Below are 15,941 nucleotides of genomic sequence, written 5' to 3'. Positions count from 1 at the left end.
TGTCGCATGGCCCAATGGCCCGGGAAGGCCGGTACGATCCTGATTGCGTTGGTCGCATTCCTCGCCGGCTGCGCCTTTGATCGCACCGGACCTCGGCCCGATGCCGCCACCGGCAACGGCGCCGCCCCCTGGAGCGACGGCGGCTGGTACGAGCGATCCCTGCGGTCGGGCGAAACCACGCGCTGGTACCGCCTGTATTTCCCCCCCGGCCTCGAACGCGGCGCGCCCGCCGTCATCCTGCTCCATGGCGGCTCGCGCAGTATGCGCGACATGTTCGGCGAGCGCGCGGGCGGGCCGCGCGCGTGGCTCGATGTCGCCGACCGCGAGGGATTGGTGCTCGTGGTGCCGAACGGGACCAACCCGGAAAACGGGGACACGCGCGGTGACAACCAGTTCTGGGTCGACGCCACGGCCACCGGCGTCGCCGAGGACGCGCCAGGGACGGACGATCTGCGCTTCATCACGGACCTGCTGGACCGGATCGAACGCCGCTATCCGGTCGATCCCGCGCGAGTCTACGTCTCAGGCGCCTCCAACGGTGGACTGCTGACGTACAGGCTGCTGATCCATGAACCCCGACGCTTCGCGGCGGGCGCCGCGTTCATTGCCAATCTGCCGGCCGACGACGCGGACCTCCGCCCGCCCGAGGCCCCCACCCCGCTGATGATCACCAACGGAACGCGGGACCGTCTTATGCAATGGGATGGCGGCGAAATCCCCATGCGCGGCGGGCGGATCCGGTCTACCGAGGACACCGTGGCATGGTGGCTGAACGCGAATCACGCCGCGGACGCGCCGCGGCGCACGCGCTATCTGCCGGACCGCGCCCCGGATGACGATTGCCGCCTCCGCGAGGTCACCTGGAGACCGGAATCGGGCGGCGCCCCCGTCCGGCTACTCGCCATGGAGGGTGGCGGCCACACCCTGCCCAGCCTGCGCTACGACCTGCCCGACACCTTCCTCGCCCGGCGCATCTTCGGCAACGTCTGCCGCGACGCCGAGGGAGCGACGCTCGCGTGGGAGTTCATGAGTCCGTTCCGGCGTGACATGGAGTAGGCCGGTCCGTCAGGGGCCGGATCGTTTTTTCGGGCGCCCTCCGCGCCTTGGCGAGAACCAACGACAGCGCAACACGAGTCCAGAAGCGGCGAAACGGCCACGGTATATAGCAGGCCGGCTCAACCCGCCCGGCGCAGGACCCAGCGCTTGATCGGCATGCCCTCGACCACGTCCTCGGTGACGAAACCGTGCGCCCGGGCCTCTTCGGGGACGTCGAAACGATGCCAGGCGTCGATGAAGGGCTCGTGCATCATCCGGACCAGCGCCCGAAAATAGAGGCCTCGCCATCCGTACTGACGAAAGAGTGAACGCGCGCTCCGGTACGCCTGCTGCGGCGACGGCTCGGCGAGCACGAGGACGCCACCCGGGCGCAGCACCCGCGCGATCTCGGCCAGTCCACGGCGCAGATACGGCGGCGGGATCTCATGGAAGACGAAATTGACCATGACCCCGTCGACCCGTTCATCCGGCAACGGGATGTCTTCCAGCGTGCCCTGCAGAAAACGCATGCCCGGCCAGGCGTTGGCCGCGTGTTTCAACAGATACGGGGACGGATCCACCCCCCACACCTCCGGCACCCCGCAGGCCTGGGCGGCGGCGCCGGTCTTGCCGCCGCCGCAGCCGAGATCCAGGACCGCACGGCAATCGCGCAGCCGCTCGGCCATGGCCGAGCGCGCGCGGTCGAGCTCCCCCAGCATCGAGCGCTCGAAGCCCTTGATATACCCGCGCGTGAAGCGGTTGGAGTAATTCCCGTTCGGCAGGCCATGGAACTCCTGCAGGACATAGCGCGGGATCCGCTCGGCCCCGGGCGTGCCCGCCGGCAGACGGACCTTCTCGCGTTTCCCAAGGATGTGACGGATGATCGCCAGGACCGTCCCGGGACGGCGCAGGGTCGCCTCGTCGGGCCACGCGTCGGGCAGTTCCATACTGGCCCAGTCGAGCGGCTCGACGGAAACGTTGCCTGCGGCCATGACCGCTTCTTCGTGGGGGCGACGGGCGTCGGACATTGCAGTATGCGCCACCGCCTTGCCGGCGATGGCTTACCCTCTCCGATGTGACAATCACGCGCTAAGCAAGCACTGTACCCGATCCTGCCCGCACCCTCAGCCCCATTGCGCGCGGTGAACGGGAATACCCGGAGGAGCTTTCGTGTCGCATCTGCGGATCGCCCTGCTGCTCGGCATGACCGTGGCGCTCGGCCCATTGGCGCTCGACACCTACCTGCCGGCATTCCCGCGCATCGCGGCCGATCTCGGCGTCCAGCACGCCGCCGTGGGGCTGACGCTGAGCGCCTACGTGGCACTGCTCGGCGCCGCGCAGCTGGTCGGCGGACCGCTGTCCGACCGCTATGGCCGTCGACGGATTCTGCTCGCGGGACTGACCATTTTCGCCCTTGGCAGCCTGATGGTCGCCCACGCCAAGACGCTGGGCGCGATGATGGCCTGGCGCATGCTGCAGGGGCTGGGCGGGGCATGGTGCGCCGTTTCCGTGCCGGCGATCGTGCGTGACCGCGCCCGCGGCACGGAGGCCGCACGGCTGTTCGGCCTGATCGGATTGATCATGTTCGTGGCGCCGGCGGCGGCGCCTTCGATCGGCTCGCTGATTCTGGCGGCGGGCGACTGGCCCTGGATCTTCGTCCTGCTCGCCGTGTACGCGGCGCTACTCGGCCTGGTGCTGCAACTGGCACTGTTCCGCCACCTGCCGCCCGCGGCCCGGACACGTACGCCGCTGCGCACGCTGGTGACGAATTACATGCATGTACTGAAAAGCGTGGCGGCGATGCGATTCATCGCGCTGCAGACGCTCGCCTTCAGCGTCATGCTCGTTTTCATCACCCATGCGTCCTTCATCCTCCAGGACTGGTTCGGCGTCTCGAATGCCACGTTCTCGCTGCTGTTCGCGCTCAATATCGCCGGTATGGCCTGCGTGAACCTGACCAATCGGCGCCTGCTGCGTTCGTGGCATTCCACCGTGCTCCTGCGCGCGGCGGTCGCCGTGCAGACCGCGGCGGTGCTGACACTCTTGCTGTTCGCCGCCACGGGTGCGCCGCTGTGGGCCGTCGCCATCAGTCTCGGTGTGACCGTGGCCTGCATGGGGGCGATCGCACCGAACAACATGGCCAATGCGCTCGAGTTCTTCCCCACGCTCGGCGGCACCGCCGCCGCGCTGCTCGGCGCCACGCAGTTCACCGTCGCGGGGGCGGTCAGCGCACTATCCACCGCGGTCAGTGACGGCACGCTGATGCCGGTCGTCCTCACGATGGCCGCATGCTCACTGGGGGCGCTGGCGCTGGCCGTGGGCGCACCGCGCGCCATGGAGCGCGCACTGCGGCGCGAGCGGGCCGCACGTTCACGGTCGGCGGATGATGCCCACGGCCCCGGCCGGGAAACGGGCGACCGGGAGGGGTCCATCCGATAAACCCCGGGGCAGACCGCCCGCGCCGCAATCGCCCTTACGCCGCAGACCTTGCGAGGGCTCGTTGTGGGCACGCCGTTCAGGCGGGCGGAGCGGCAGCCGTCCGGACCGATTCGGCCGGCGGCAGCATCACGCGCTGGCCCTCCGGACGCGGCGGCCGCAGTGTCGGCGTCGCGTCGAGAACGGCGTCGGACGCCTTGACCGCGCCGTGCAGGAAACCGCTGTGGACGCCGCTATGCACCCGGCTGACGGAGAACACCACCGTCGACTGCCGCTCGACCTCGAATGCGGCATCGGCGGCGGTCAGCACACCCCCGGCGATATCGACCCGCCCTCCGTCGATCCGCACCGCCGGAGCGCCCCGTGCGTGCAGATCGGTCGCGATCACGTCGGACGCGGTGATCTCGATGCCCGCACGACCGTCGGTGGCGCCCTCGCCGACAGTCACGTGGCGCAGCCGCGTGTCTCTGGAAGCGGTAATCGTCAGTCGTCGCGCACGGACATCGACCAGGCGCATACCCGGGCAGTCTTCCAGAACGATATGGCCAAAATCGCCCGACAGGGTCTCGCCCCTGCGGCCCCGGCAGGTGAAATCGGGCCGCCCCTCGGCGGCGTCGGCATGGGCGGCAACGCCGCCTACAGGCGGCGCGCCCAGCGCCTCGCGCAGATGGTCGAGGAAAACGCCGGTATCGGAGCGCATCGGGACGTGTCCCGCCCCTTCGATCACGCGCAGGCGGTTGTCCGGCAACACCCCATGCAGCATGTGACCGGTACGGATCGGCGCGACGCTGTCGTGTTCCCCCCAGATCACGGTCGCGGGCCGATCGAACCGGGACAATACCCGCGAAAAATCCGTCTCCAGCAGTGCGATCGCCGCGTTGACGTTGGGCCGGTCGGAGAGCAGCGCGTCCCATGCGCTGTCACTGCGGCGCAGGAGATCGACGACATCGACCTCCGAGGAGAGCAGCAGGCGCTCCACCACGCCCGTGCCCCACTGGAACAGCCCGCGTAGCCGATCGGCAACGAACCCCGGCAGTCCGTAATTCTGGACCTGCGCCGAAGCCACCGCCCGCAGGAACGCCATGCGCTGCAGGATGCCCGCGGCATCGACAAGGACGACGTTATCGACCCGATCCGGATACGTTCCGGCGTAATACAGCGCGATCGCGGCCCCCATTGAATGGCCGACGAGCTGAATCTCTTCCAGCGCGAGCCGCCGCGCGAGCCAGTCGAGCACGCGCGCATAGCGTTCGGGGGAGAGTTCGCCCGCGCCCTCCGTGGAGCGCGCAAACCCCGGGAGGTCGAGGGCTATGACGCGGTAATCCGACTCGAGGGCCTCGATCGTTTCCCACCAGTCCTGGTATCCGCTTTGGCCAAGACCATGCACGAGCAGCACCGGCGTGCCATCCGCCGGGCCGGCCTCGACGACGTACATGCGCGATTCGAAAATCGGCTCCTCGATCAAACGCGCCTGCCACCGGTCCGGCAGCGGGCGATCGCGCACCGTCTCGACGGCATCGCCCCCGTTGCCGGACGACGCCTGCGCAATGGCGCCAGGCGTCGTGACGAGCGTGGCCAGCGCGATGGCGATCACGACGAGGTGCCGACAGCTCACGGTGCATCGGATCATGGCGATTCGGGCATTCCCGGTCGGTTGATGGATTCGGGGCGAAGTTCGCGTCCGCCCGCAGGCACCGCGATCGACGGGCGCGGGCACCCCGGGTCGTCCGATACAATCGCACCACCAGAACAGGCTGCCGGAGTCGGGGCGTGAGCGCAGTGCAATGGACCTCCCTGATCGCCGGCAGTCTGGTGCTGCTCTGGATATCGCGGCGCTCCCTGCGGAAGCCGGACTGCCATGGTTTCTACCGTTTTTTCGCGCTGGAAGCCACCATCGTCCTGTTCACGCTCAACGCCCCCTGGTGGTTCGTCGACCGGTTTTCACGGCAGCAGCTCGTTTCATGGGCCCTGCTGCTCGTCGCGCTGTACTTCCTGCTCGACGGCATTCGCCTCCTGCGGCGCCGGGGCCAGCGCGACCCCACGCGGCGGGATCCGACCCTGCTGGGCTTCGAACGCACGCGGAATCTGGTCACCGAGGGGCTCTACAGCCGCATCCGGCACCCCCTCTACGCCTCCGTGATCCTGCTCGCCTGGGGGCTGTATCTGAAGGCGCCATCCTTGCCGGCGGCACTGCTCGCCGCGATCGCCACCGTGTTCATGGTACTGACCGCGCGCGTCGAGGAGCGCGAGTGCCTCGACCATTTCCGCGATGCGTACCGCGACTATATGACGAGGACCAGGATGTTCCTTCCGTGGTTACTCTAGGAGGCTGTCCGGGGTTCTCGAACAGCCTCGTCGTGGACCACACGCCGCCGCGAACCTGACAATATTCGGCGCGCCCGGCATACTCGCATATACGGACAGCCACACGGAGATCATCAATGTCGCTACGGACGCGACGCCAACCGGTCACGATCACCCCGTTCTGGAACCGGATGCCGCGGTTCTTTCTCTATCCGCTGACGCCGCCGGGCCTGTACGTCCTGCTGGTGCTCGCAGTCGCCAACGCCACCGTGCTCGATCTGATGCAAGCCGGCGGCTTCGGCTTCGTGGTCGGGCTGATCGTATCGGTGGTCGCGGCGGTGTTCTCGATCAAGTACGGCTACGATATCCTGGAGCGGACCGCGAACGGCCATACACTGCCCCCGCGGCTCAATCAGGAAACGCTGCTGGATGGTTACGAACTGCCGTTCAAGCAGATCGCCGTATTCATACTGCTCGGTCTGGCCGCATGGCTCATGGCGATCATCCTGCCCCCCGCGCTGACCTTCGTGGGCTTTATCGTTTACGGCATATGCGTGGCCGCCCTGTTCCCGGCGATCGTCATGACGCTGGCGCTGGAACGCTCGGTCTTCGCCGCCCTCAATCCGGCAACCCTGTTCGGCATCGCCTTTCGCATCGGCTGGCCGTATTTCGCCGTGCTCGGGCTGCTCCTGCTGCTCAATGGCGGGGCGGGCACGGTCATGTCCCTGTTCGGCCAGGACCTCCCGCTGGCGGCCCAGGCGTTCCTGAGCACCTTCTTCCAGAACCTCTTCTTCTTCACCATGATGAATTTGATGGGGTATCTGATCTTCCAGTATCACGACCGCGTCGGCTACGCGCCGGATACACTCGCGGACGCCGATGACGGCTGGGGCGAACTGCTCGATCCGGTCGATGAAGATATCGAGGGCGGGAATTACGAATCCGCCGCCCAGCGCCTGCGCAGCCTGATCCGCGAGCACCCCGACCACGCGATCGAACTGCGCCAGCAACGCCACCAGGTGCTCAAACTCACCGACGACGAGGATGCACAGGTCGACAATGCCGGCACCCTGCTGAGCGAATTGATCGACGCCAACCGGCTGCGCGAGGCGACCGAGGTCTTCATCGATATCACCGATATCGACCCCGGCCTGCGCCCGGCACGGGAAACGGATTACGAACCGCTGATGAACATGCTCGTGCAGCGCGGGGAATACCGCCGGGCCGTGCGCATGGCCAACGGCTTCCACAAGGATTTCCCCGAGAGCCCGTTTATTCCGCCGCTGTACCTGGAGGTCGCACGGATCTTCTCGGATTTCCTGCAACAGCCCGACAAGGCGCGCCAGGTTGCCGATTTCCTGATCAAGCGGTTCCCCGATCATCCGGCAGCGGGCCGCGCGCAGGCGCTGCGGGACGCGCTTACCGGGTAGTAGGGGTAGGGGCCTCTGATTAGTGGGAATCCTGTAGGTCGGGCTGGAAGCCCGACCTACATCATTCCCCAACGCGCTGGCCGGTGTAAATCAGAGTCTCCCTAGCGGACTTCCGTCAGGGCTCGCTCCGCCTGGCGCGCGGCCGCCGTGTCCGCGAAGTGCTGCAGCACATAGTGGTATAGCGATCGTGCCCGCGCGCGCTCACCTTCACGCTGATACTTGCGCGCGAGCCGGATCGCGCTCTCCTCGATCCCGTTGAACCGCTGCGGGTGCTTGAGGGCGGCCTGGACGAGCGGGGCCACCTCCTCGGCGCTTCCGCGGCGCAGCAACAGATCGATCATCCGCTCCAACACGGCGCCACCGATCTTCGGTTTCGGCCGCGCGCGCCGACGGTAATCGCGGAAGGCCGTGACCATGAGTTCCGCGGTCTCGTCATCGGTCGGTTCCAGCCGCAGAATCCGATGGACGGCATCGTGATACGCGTCGCTGGCGGGCGCGAAGCGGCTGGCGCGGAACAGGCCGTCCAGCACCCGGACGTTGTCGGGCCAGTTACGTACCATGCGCTCGAACAGCGGCCGCGCGCGGTCCGGCTCCATCGCTGCCAGCCGCTCATGGGCTGCACCCAGTTCGCGCTCGAACGCCTCGGTGCGCTCACGCTCGTCCATCGCCTCTTCATCGACCGCGTTGGTCCCGAAACGCACGGCGGCACCCGCAAGCGCTCCGGTCAGGATCCCGCCGATATGTGCGGTAAACGCCACGTTGCTCAACTCCGAGAACCGGATGTACTGGTATACCTCCTTGCCGAGCCAGAGCCCGAGCAGGACGAGGGCCGGTGCCTTGACGTAGTCGAAGTAGAAACCGATGAAGTAGAAAAACCGGATCCGGCGCAGGCCGTACAGCACGCCGCACAGACCCACCAGCCCCGCGACGGCGCCGGAGGCGCCGACCAGGGGCATCAGACCCTGCGGCTGCAGGGCGATGAACAGCCCCGCCGCCCCGAAACCCGAGAGCACATAGAGGCCGGTCAGCACGAGACTGCCCAGCGCGACCTCGACGAGCAGCCCGAGCGTAATCAGAAAGAGCATGTTGCCGATCAGGTGAAACCAGCCACCGTGCAGGAACATGTGAGTCAGGAAGGTGGTCGGCGCGGACTCCGCCGGGCGCAGCCCATGGCCCCAGACGGTCGTCTGATCGAGGCGCTGCGCGAGCCCCTCGCGCCCGCGCTGCCAGCGCTCGTACTCGGGATGATCCGGCCCGATGACCTTGCCAGCCTCGAGCCGCCGGGTGAATGCCTCGTCGCTGACGATCCGTCCGAACCAGGGGGAAGCGGGATCGTCGATGCGGTCACCGAAGTGTTCCACGAACGGGTCGTCACCCTGTGCCTTGAGCCAGGCGCGATACCGCGGCAGCTCGATCTCCGCGAGACCGGATTCGTAGTAATACGTCTTCACCCGCTGCAGTTCGCGCCCGTCATCGAGCTGGAACCCGAGGAATACCAGCACGTTGACGGCCACGAGCGCGAACGTGACGACCGGTGGGCGGCGCCAGTCGATGGGGCGGTCGAACGGTATGATCAGCATATTAATCTTCCATGGCCGATGGTCGACGCGCGTCCCTGCACGCACCGACGGGATTGCACGCCGGGCCGGCGGACTGCGATACGGTAGCGCGGGCACCCGGACTACGCCAGCGCTCGGCGCGCCGGATGAACGATTTGCGTACCCGCGCCATCCGGTGTATCGATCGGGGTCCGACACCCGCTCCGACCCGCTGAAGGAATCCACCATGCGCCCGATCGCGATCATCGCCCTGCTGCTGTTGCTTGCCGCCTGCACCACGACCCCGCCGCCACCGCCGGAGACGCGCGCATTCGCATGGGGGACGCCGCGCGCCGAGGTGCTGGCGGCCGAGCCGGACGAACCGGTCGTCGCCCCGGCCGACCGGCTCGTGTATCACGTCGAGCGCGCCGGAATCCCGCTGACGCTGAGCTACCGGTTCGGTGCGGACGGACTGGAGGCCACGCACTGGTTCAACCGCGCGGCGCATGAAGACGACAACCGCTATATCGACGACTACGAGCGGCTCAAATCCGACCTCATCGAGCGCCACGGCATGCCCCGGTACGATCGCATGATGTGGCGCAACCGAATGCTGGCCGACGAACCGGATCGCTACGGCGACGCGGTCGCCGCCGGGCATCTGGTCTATTACAGCGAGTGGCGGACCGAGCGGGGGAAGATCGTCATGGCGCTGCGCAACGACCGGCTCCAGGTCGCGCATGAACTCGTGTACAGGCAGCCAGGGGACTAAGTAAGTTGGCACGCGCGGATACGATCGCGAGCAAGCTCGCTCCTACATGAATCCTGCCACCGTGGTTCAGGTGCAACTGTAGGAGCGAGCTTGCTCGCGATGAGCCGGCAAGAGATGTCCCGAACGGATAAGGATCACGGAGCCCTACGCGGTGCGGCGGCCGGTTCCCCCCTTCTGACACGCCCCAGAATCCACGAGAAGTGCCACCCCGTAGGCCGGCTTTTGCCGTCAGGCAACAGCCGGCTTGCCCTTGTACATGGCCGCAAGGACTGCCGCCGGCTGGCTCCCTTCGGTCGCAAGCCGGCCTGCGCTTTGTGCCGGACTGTCCGAGGGTGACTGCTCCGGCTCAGCCCGGCACGGCCTCGGCGCTGCCGGCGCGGCGTCGCAGGTCGGCGCGGACGAGCTTGAGGGTCTCGAACGACCATTCACCGTCGAGGGCATCGAATACGGGTCGCAGGCGACTGACGGGCTCGCCGTTGTCGAGCAGTGCATCCTCGATGGTGCCGCGGGTGCCCGCGTCCAGAGCGAGCACCTCGTCGAGCGCGATCTCGCCGTTCTCGACGCCCTGCGCCAGGTGCTCGTAGACCGTCGTCGGCGCGAGCCCGCGCGCCTCGGCGATCGCCGCAGGATCCTGCCCCGCGCGCAGCAGCCGTCGGGTCTCGCGGCGCGTGTCCGCGGGCGCGCCACCGCCGCCCAATTCCGCCAGCACGTCGAGGAAGCGCTGGCCGTAGCGCTCGAGCTTGTGCTGCCCGATCCCGGGCACCTGTTTCATCTCCTCGCGATTGCGCGGGCGCAGGTCCAGCAGCGCCGTGAGCGTGGCGTCGTGGAAGATCACGTAGGGCGGCACGCCCTCGGCCTCGGCGAGTTCCTGGCGGCAGCGCCGCAGGGCCTCCCAGTCGGCCGAATGGGCCGGTGCGCTGGCGCCCGTGCGGCTCTTGCGCCGGGGTGTCTCCAGCAGATCGCGGCGCAGATGCAGCGCCTCCTCCCCCCGCAGCAGCGGGCGGCAGCCATCGGTGAGCCGCAGACCGCCATGGCCCTCCGGATCGGGCTGCAGGTGCCCGCGGGCCAGCAGCTGGCGCAGCACCGAGTGCCAGGTGGCGCGCGGGTGGTCGCGGCCGATGCCGAAGGTGTTCAGGCGATCGTGACCGAAGCGGCGCATGCGCTCGTTCGCCTGTCCCAGCAGCACATCGACGATATGGTTGGCGCCGAAGCGCTGACCGGTCCGGTAGACGGCGGAGAGGGCCATGCGGGCCGGCTCGGTGGCGTCCCAGGTCTCGGGCGGCTGGCGGCAGTTGTCGCAGTTGCCGCATTGCCCGGGGTGCGTCTCGCCGAAATATTCGAGCAGGGCCTGGCGGCGGCAGCCGATGCGCTCGCAGTACGCCAGCAAGGCCTCGAGACGCTCGCGCTCTGCCCGCTGCTGGGCCTCGCCGGCGGTGGATCCGGCGAGGAGTTGTCGCACCTGGAGCACGTCCTGCAGGCCGTAGACCAGCCAGGCGTCGGCGGGCAGTCCGTCGCGCCCCCCGCGGCCGGTCTCCTGGTAGTACGCCTCCATGCTCTTGGGCAGGTCCAGATGGGCCACGAAACGGACATCGGGCTTATCGATGCCCATGCCGAAGGCGACGGTCGCGACGATGATCACGCCCTCCTCGCGCACGAACCGCTGCTGGTGCGCCTGGCGCGTCCCCTGGTCGAGCCCGGCGTGATAGGGCAGCGCCACCAGATCCCGTTCGCTCAGCCACGCGGCGACCTCATCGACCCGTTTGCGGGTCATGCAGTAGACGATGCCCGAATCCTCGCGGTGCTCGGCGCGGATGAAATTCAGCAGCTGCTCGCGCGGGCGATCCTTGAGGCCGACCCGATAACGGATGTTGGGCCGGTCGAAGCTGGCGATGAAGGTCTCGGTGCCATCGGGAAACAGCTGGTGCGCGATTTCGCGGCGGGTGCGGTCGTCCGCGGTGGCGGTCAGCGCGATCCGCGGGACGCCCGGGAAGCGTTCACGCAGCACGCCGAGCTGCATGTACTCCGGGCGGAAGTCGTGCCCCCACTGCGAGACGCAGTGGGCCTCATCGATCGCGAACAGCGCGATCGGGATGTTCTCGAGGCGGGCCAGCGTGGAGCCGTTCAGCAACCGTTCCGGCGCGACATAGATCAGGTCGAGTTCACCGGCGGCGAGGGCGCGTTCGGTCTCGCGCCGCTCGGCCTCGTCCAGGGTCGAGTTGAGGCAGGCGGCCCGCACGCCGTTGTGGCGCAGCGCCTCGACCTGATCCCGCATCAGCGCGATCAGCGGCGACACGACCACCGCGGTGCCTTCGCGCAGCAGGGCCGGCACCTGGTAGCAGAGCGATTTGCCGCCACCGGTGGGCATCAGGACGAGGGCATTATGACCGGCAACGACAGTGTCGACGACGGCGCGCTGCTCGCCGCGGAATGCATCGAAGCCGAAAATCCGGCGCAGGATATCGACCGGCTGATCGACGTCGGCTGGTTCCATTTCGTTCACTGGTTCACTTCCCCTGTGGGTAAGTCGAGTCTGTAGCAAAACAGTCCGGCTGCAGCCCGTAGGCCGGCTTTTGCCATCAGGCAACAGCCGGCAAGGCCTTGCTCAGGACCTGAACGGCGTCTGCCGGCTGGCTCCCTCCGGTCGCAAGCCGGCCTACGTGCAGCGTGCATCACATCCATCACGGGACACGCGGATCGACTCACTGGGCCGGCGGCGCCGTCTCGCGCATGGAAGCCCGTTCAGCAACCTGCGCATGCCACTCGGCCAACGACGGATGCGCAGCGCGCCAGTCGTAATCCGGCAGGCGCAGATCCAGATACCCGAGCGCGACCGCGAGCGCGGCGTGGCCCAGAGTGAACCGATCCGGCAAGGCCTCTCGGACCCAATCCATCGCCGCCACGGCCCGCTCGATCTTCTCGCGCCAGCGCGCCATCGAGCCCGGCGATTGCTCGCCCTCCGGGCGGGCGCGTTCCATGACCGTGGCGACGGTGAGATCGAGAATCCCATCGGCGTGCGCCTCGGCGTGGCGGACCGACCAGCGCTCCGGGCCGGCGGCCGGAATCAGTCCGTCTTCGCCCGCCAACGCATCGAGCCACTCGCAGACGACGCGGCTGTCGTACAGCGGTGCGCCCTCGTCGCGCACGAGTGTAGGGATCTTGCCGAGCGGGTTCGAAGCAAGCAGTTCGGCCGGGTCCTGGTGCGGATTAAGGTAATGCTCTTCCACGTGCCCGGTCAGCCCGCGCTCCCGGAGTACGATCCGGGCCTTGCGGGCGTAGGGTGAGGTCGGGGAAACAAACAATTGCATAGCGACTCCTGGCGGTTGCCGGTTGCGCCCCTGATTACTCGCCCGGCGCGACGCGCACCACGCGCCCGTTGGCGGCATCGGTCAGTACGTACAGGTACCCGTCCGGCCCGGTGCGCACGTCGCGGATGCGCCAGCCGCGATCATCGAGAAGCTGCGTCTCGCGCACGACCTCGGTGCCGTCCATCTCGAGCCGCGCCAGGTGCGTGAGCGCCAGCGCGCCGATGAACAGATCGCCCCGCCACTCGGGGAAGCGATCGCCCGTGTAGAAGTCCATACCCGACGGTGCGATCGATGGCACCCAGTAATGGATCGGCTGGACGGTGCCCTCGAGTTGGTCCGGGCCGATCTCCGGGCCCCAGTATTCCTTGCCGTAGGTGGTTTTCGGCCAACCGAAATTGGCGCCCGGTTCCGGCAGATTGATCTCGTCGCCGCCGCGCGGGCCATGTTCGTGGATCCAAAGCGCCCCCGTGTCGGGATGGAGTACCGCCCCCTGGGGATTGCGGTGGCCGTAGCTGTAGATCGCCGCCTCGGCGTCGTCGCGGTCGACGAAGGGATTATCCGCCGGGATTCCGCCATCCGGTAACAGGCGCAGGACCGAGCCGTTGTGATCGCCGATATCCTGGGACCGATCGCGTTCGCCACGCTCGCCGACGGTCATGAACAGGTGCCCGTCGCCGTCGAAAACGATACGCGAACCGAAATGCTTGGTGCTGTCGACGCAGGGCGTGGCGACGAACAGCGTCTCGAAGTCCCGTAGGCGATCCCCGGCGAGGCGCCCGCGTCCGAGATGGGTCGCGTTGCCCGCACCGCATGCACCGGACCAGGTGAGGTAGACCTGACGGTTGGCGGCGAAATCCGGATGCAGCTGGATGTCGAGCAGACCGCCCTGGTTGCGGGCATCGACGGCCGGCACACCTTCGATCGCCGCGCGTTCGCCGTTTTCCGGGTCGATGCGCAGCAGGTCGCCGGAGCGTTCCGTGACGAGGACATGGCCATCGGGCAGGAAGGCCATGGCCCAGGGATGCTCGAGCCCATCGGCGACGGTCTCGGTGTGCACCTCGGCGGCCGCCTGCCATGGCATGAGCACAAGCCCAAGGAGACAGAAGGCAAGGGTGGATCGCGTACGCGGCATGCTCTCCCCCTGTGGGATCTGGATACCGGGACAGCATACCGCCATCGTCAGGACCCGGCCCAGCCCCGCGTGCCCCCTGGTGGCAACGAACCCGCCGCGCTGCCAGGATACCGTCAACGATCCGAGCCGGATACCAAGCGCATGACCACGAACCTGGGCGGCACCCCCATCCTCGACTGGCAGCAGGCAAGCGATCTCGTGGCCTACCAGGAGGGGCGCCCGGCGGCTCGATTGCATACCGACGTTGACAGCATCTACGCCGCAATCCAACAACGCCTCGGCAAACACGGCCCGCTCGACGTCGGTGACGACGAGGGGCGGGTGATCGGCTCACTGCGGCTGGATGAAGAGGGGCAACTGCGGCTGGAGCGCAACACCTGACGTCGGCCAGGTCTGCGCTACGGTCTTCAGACATCCTCCTCGATGCGCAGGGCGGTCAGGGTCCCGGTAATCGAGGCCCCGGTTTCGATCGCCATCGATCCATAGCGGACATCGCCCTCGATCACCGCACCGGCGCGCACATCGACATGCCCGTCGACGGTGACCGTTCCCGTTACATGGCCCTGAACGCGCGCCCGGGCCACGTGGATATCCCCCTCGACCCGTGCGTTCGGGCTTACGATCAGGGCCGCGTCGTCACCCGACGCGATCACATTGCCCCGCACCACCCCGTCCACGCGCAGGCCGCCGCCGACGTGACAGTCGCCGCGGGTGCGGTCGCGTACCCCGATGATACTGGTGACGTCGGCATCGCTCGCATGGCGAAAGTCGTCGGACATGGCGCAATCGCTCCGCGTCAGTAAAGGCAGACCGCACAGGTTAGTAGTCCCGGCGGTCGCGCGCCACCGTGGTGCGCCTGCGGCCAGTGGGTCATACTGGGAACCCACGGCGCGGTCGCCGTGAAAGGAGGTCGACGATGATGGATAACGTCGTCAAACGGAACCTCAGGGGCGAAGGGCGCCTGTGGTCCGTCTTCTGGCTCTGGGGCGTTGTCGGCAGCTGGATCCTGTTCGGCGTGTTCTACACCGCCCTGCAGAACATCGGCGTCACGTGGACGCTGTTCTTCGCCTCCGCCGTCGTGATGGTGCCTTACACCACGTGGATTCTTACATCCGTGTGGATGTGCGCGCGCAACGTCGGCAACCCCATGTGGGGCGATGCGGCGCGCTTCCTGACATTCATCTGGGCACTGAACATCGGCGTGGTCGGCGGCTGGATGCTGTCGGAGCTGGTGCTGACCTGACCCGGGTCGACTGAGCCGGCCCGGGTGGGCATCACCCGGCACCGGTTACCCGCGTCGGTCGCGTTCCGCGTCGGAATCCGTGGGGGCCTCGTCGCCTTCCCCCGTGCCCGGGGGCCCGCTCGCGGCCTGCCCCCCGGCATCGCCGGATGGCTCGTCCGTATCCGCGGGCGACGGTGCTTCATCCGTTCCCGCGGTCGTCGTCGATTCCGTCGGAGGCGCTTCGGTTTCGCCGCCCCCCTGCGCGCGCGGGCCGGCCGTAGCGGTATCCGCTTGCGCAGCGTCCGCCGCCGGGTTACCGGACCCCCCCGCCTGACGGGCGATGAGATTCGGATCGGCCTCTTCCAGAAGCTCACGGGCACGCCCCTCGGAAAGCCCGAGATTCTGCGCGGTCTGCGCGAACTGCTGGAAGAACGTGCGGTAATCCGAGGCGAGCTTGCCGAACATGCGCGCACTCTCCTCGAAATGGCGGTTCACCTCCGCGCGGACGGCTTCGGCCTCCTCGCGGGCGGCATCCCGCTCCTGCTCCATCGCCTCCACCCGGCGCTGCCGGGGCGCCGACATGCGACCGCCGATAAAGCCCGCCACCAGGGCGAGCACGATGGCGATAATCGAAAGGACCCAATACTCCGTTTCCATGGTGGACTCCCCTCACCGCTGTGGCGTGATCCGGTGACAAGCTGTATCCGCACTGTAACGGGCCTGTGGGCTGTAGGCTAATCAAGAATCGACCCGGTGCCCCGAGGGAT

Annotated in this window: 15 protein-coding genes; 7 read left to right on the top strand and 8 right to left on the bottom strand. The window is 67.9% G+C overall.

What is annotated here, in order from left to right; translation table 11 throughout:
- Window positions 1-6: 6 nt before the first annotated feature.
- Complete coding sequence (locus tag A0W70_RS05025; RefSeq protein WP_067561087.1) at window positions 7-1,056, top strand: CE1 family esterase; 1,050 nt, start codon at window positions 7-9, stop codon at window positions 1,054-1,056.
- 119 nt (window positions 1,057-1,175) lie between these two features.
- On the opposite strand, the gene A0W70_RS05020 is transcribed toward A0W70_RS05025, so the two are convergent.
- Window positions 1,176-2,063, bottom strand: coding sequence for a class I SAM-dependent methyltransferase (locus A0W70_RS05020; protein ID WP_070988370.1), 888 nt, complete (start codon window positions 2,061-2,063; stop codon window positions 1,176-1,178).
- Between the two features lie 142 nt (window positions 2,064-2,205).
- Between A0W70_RS05020 and A0W70_RS05015 the strand changes: the two genes are divergently transcribed.
- Window positions 2,206-3,474, top strand: a complete 1,269-nt coding sequence (locus tag A0W70_RS05015) for a multidrug effflux MFS transporter (RefSeq protein WP_067561083.1) — start codon at window positions 2,206-2,208, stop codon at window positions 3,472-3,474.
- A 76-nt stretch (window positions 3,475-3,550) separates the two neighbouring features.
- On the opposite strand, the gene A0W70_RS05010 is transcribed toward A0W70_RS05015, so the two are convergent.
- Complete coding sequence (locus A0W70_RS05010) at window positions 3,551-5,101, bottom strand: alpha/beta hydrolase (RefSeq protein WP_067561081.1); 1,551 nt, start codon at window positions 5,099-5,101, stop codon at window positions 3,551-3,553.
- A 140-nt stretch (window positions 5,102-5,241) separates the two neighbouring features.
- On the opposite strand from A0W70_RS05010, the gene A0W70_RS05005 reads away from it, so the two are divergent.
- Window positions 5,242-5,796: a methyltransferase family protein gene (locus A0W70_RS05005; protein ID WP_067561079.1), complete on the top strand. Its 555-nt coding sequence runs from the start codon at window positions 5,242-5,244 to the stop codon at window positions 5,794-5,796.
- Window positions 5,797-5,912: 116 nt separating this feature from the next.
- Window positions 5,913-7,205: a tetratricopeptide repeat protein gene (locus A0W70_RS05000; RefSeq protein WP_067561077.1), complete on the top strand. Its 1,293-nt coding sequence runs from the start codon at window positions 5,913-5,915 to the stop codon at window positions 7,203-7,205.
- A 101-nt stretch (window positions 7,206-7,306) separates the two neighbouring features.
- Here A0W70_RS05000 and A0W70_RS04995 read toward each other — a convergent pair whose 3' ends face one another.
- Window positions 7,307-8,785 carry a rhomboid family intramembrane serine protease gene (locus A0W70_RS04995; RefSeq protein ID WP_067561075.1) on the bottom strand — a complete coding sequence of 493 codons (1,479 nt, stop codon included), beginning with the start codon at window positions 8,783-8,785 and terminating at the stop codon, window positions 7,307-7,309.
- A gap of 205 nt (window positions 8,786-8,990) precedes the next feature.
- On the opposite strand from A0W70_RS04995, the gene A0W70_RS04990 reads away from it, so the two are divergent.
- Window positions 8,991-9,515: a hypothetical protein gene (locus A0W70_RS04990; protein WP_067561073.1), complete on the top strand. Its 525-nt coding sequence runs from the start codon at window positions 8,991-8,993 to the stop codon at window positions 9,513-9,515.
- Window positions 9,516-9,861: 346 nt separating this feature from the next.
- Here A0W70_RS04990 and recQ read toward each other — a convergent pair whose 3' ends face one another.
- The 3 genes from recQ to A0W70_RS04975 form a co-directional block, all read right to left on the bottom strand.
- Window positions 9,862-12,006, bottom strand: coding sequence for a DNA helicase RecQ (gene recQ, locus A0W70_RS04985; protein WP_067561622.1), 2,145 nt, complete (start codon window positions 12,004-12,006; stop codon window positions 9,862-9,864).
- A gap of 208 nt (window positions 12,007-12,214) precedes the next feature.
- Complete coding sequence (locus A0W70_RS04980) at window positions 12,215-12,820, bottom strand: glutathione S-transferase family protein (protein ID WP_067561070.1); 606 nt, start codon at window positions 12,818-12,820, stop codon at window positions 12,215-12,217.
- A 34-nt stretch (window positions 12,821-12,854) separates the two neighbouring features.
- The gene (locus A0W70_RS04975; protein ID WP_067561068.1) at window positions 12,855-13,952 is read right to left on the bottom strand and encodes a PQQ-dependent sugar dehydrogenase; all 1,098 of its coding nucleotides are present in this window, start codon (window positions 13,950-13,952) and stop codon (window positions 12,855-12,857) included.
- A 141-nt stretch (window positions 13,953-14,093) separates the two neighbouring features.
- On the opposite strand from A0W70_RS04975, the gene A0W70_RS04970 reads away from it, so the two are divergent.
- Complete coding sequence (locus A0W70_RS04970) at window positions 14,094-14,333, top strand: hypothetical protein (RefSeq protein WP_067561065.1); 240 nt, start codon at window positions 14,094-14,096, stop codon at window positions 14,331-14,333.
- Window positions 14,334-14,359: 26 nt separating this feature from the next.
- Here A0W70_RS04970 and A0W70_RS04965 read toward each other — a convergent pair whose 3' ends face one another.
- The gene (locus tag A0W70_RS04965) at window positions 14,360-14,731 is read right to left on the bottom strand and encodes a bactofilin family protein (protein ID WP_067561064.1); all 372 of its coding nucleotides are present in this window, start codon (window positions 14,729-14,731) and stop codon (window positions 14,360-14,362) included.
- A 137-nt stretch (window positions 14,732-14,868) separates the two neighbouring features.
- On the opposite strand from A0W70_RS04965, the gene A0W70_RS04960 reads away from it, so the two are divergent.
- Window positions 14,869-15,195, top strand: coding sequence for a hypothetical protein (locus tag A0W70_RS04960; protein ID WP_067561063.1), 327 nt, complete (start codon window positions 14,869-14,871; stop codon window positions 15,193-15,195).
- A 45-nt stretch (window positions 15,196-15,240) separates the two neighbouring features.
- Here the strand turns inward: A0W70_RS04960 and A0W70_RS04955 are convergent, their stop codons facing one another.
- Window positions 15,241-15,831, bottom strand: coding sequence for a Z-ring associated ZapG family protein (locus tag A0W70_RS04955; RefSeq protein WP_067561062.1), 591 nt, complete (start codon window positions 15,829-15,831; stop codon window positions 15,241-15,243).
- Between the last annotated feature and the right edge of the window lie 110 nt (window positions 15,832-15,941).

The sequence above is a fragment of the Halofilum ochraceum genome, assembly GCF_001614315.2.
Taxonomy (GTDB): Bacteria; Pseudomonadota; Gammaproteobacteria; order XJ16; family Halofilaceae; genus Halofilum; species Halofilum ochraceum.
This window is presented reverse-complemented; position numbering and strand designations above follow the sequence as displayed.

Excerpts from the sequence above, each read along its gene's own strand:
- A0W70_RS05025 (WP_067561087.1), top strand. The coding sequence starts at position 7 with ATGGCCCAATGGCCCGGGAAGGCCGGTACGATCCTGATTGCGTTGGTC.
- A0W70_RS05020 (WP_070988370.1), bottom strand. The coding sequence starts at position 2,063 with ATGTCCGACGCCCGTCGCCCCCACGAAGAAGCGGTCATGGCCGCAGGC.
- A0W70_RS05010 (WP_067561081.1), bottom strand. The coding sequence starts at position 5,101 with ATGATCCGATGCACCGTGAGCTGTCGGCACCTCGTCGTGATCGCCATC.
- A0W70_RS05000 (WP_067561077.1), top strand. The coding sequence starts at position 5,913 with ATGTCGCTACGGACGCGACGCCAACCGGTCACGATCACCCCGTTCTGG.
- A0W70_RS04995 (WP_067561075.1), bottom strand. The coding sequence starts at position 8,785 with ATGCTGATCATACCGTTCGACCGCCCCATCGACTGGCGCCGCCCACCG.
- A0W70_RS04990 (WP_067561073.1), top strand. The coding sequence starts at position 8,991 with ATGCGCCCGATCGCGATCATCGCCCTGCTGCTGTTGCTTGCCGCCTGC.
- recQ (WP_067561622.1), bottom strand. The coding sequence starts at position 12,006 with ATGGAACCAGCCGACGTCGATCAGCCGGTCGATATCCTGCGCCGGATT.
- A0W70_RS04980 (WP_067561070.1), bottom strand. The coding sequence starts at position 12,820 with ATGCAATTGTTTGTTTCCCCGACCTCACCCTACGCCCGCAAGGCCCGG.
- A0W70_RS04975 (WP_067561068.1), bottom strand. The coding sequence starts at position 13,952 with ATGCCGCGTACGCGATCCACCCTTGCCTTCTGTCTCCTTGGGCTTGTG.
- A0W70_RS04970 (WP_067561065.1), top strand. The coding sequence starts at position 14,094 with ATGACCACGAACCTGGGCGGCACCCCCATCCTCGACTGGCAGCAGGCA.
- A0W70_RS04965 (WP_067561064.1), bottom strand. The coding sequence starts at position 14,731 with ATGTCCGACGACTTTCGCCATGCGAGCGATGCCGACGTCACCAGTATC.
- A0W70_RS04960 (WP_067561063.1), top strand. The coding sequence starts at position 14,869 with ATGATGGATAACGTCGTCAAACGGAACCTCAGGGGCGAAGGGCGCCTG.
- A0W70_RS04955 (WP_067561062.1), bottom strand. The coding sequence starts at position 15,831 with ATGGAAACGGAGTATTGGGTCCTTTCGATTATCGCCATCGTGCTCGCC.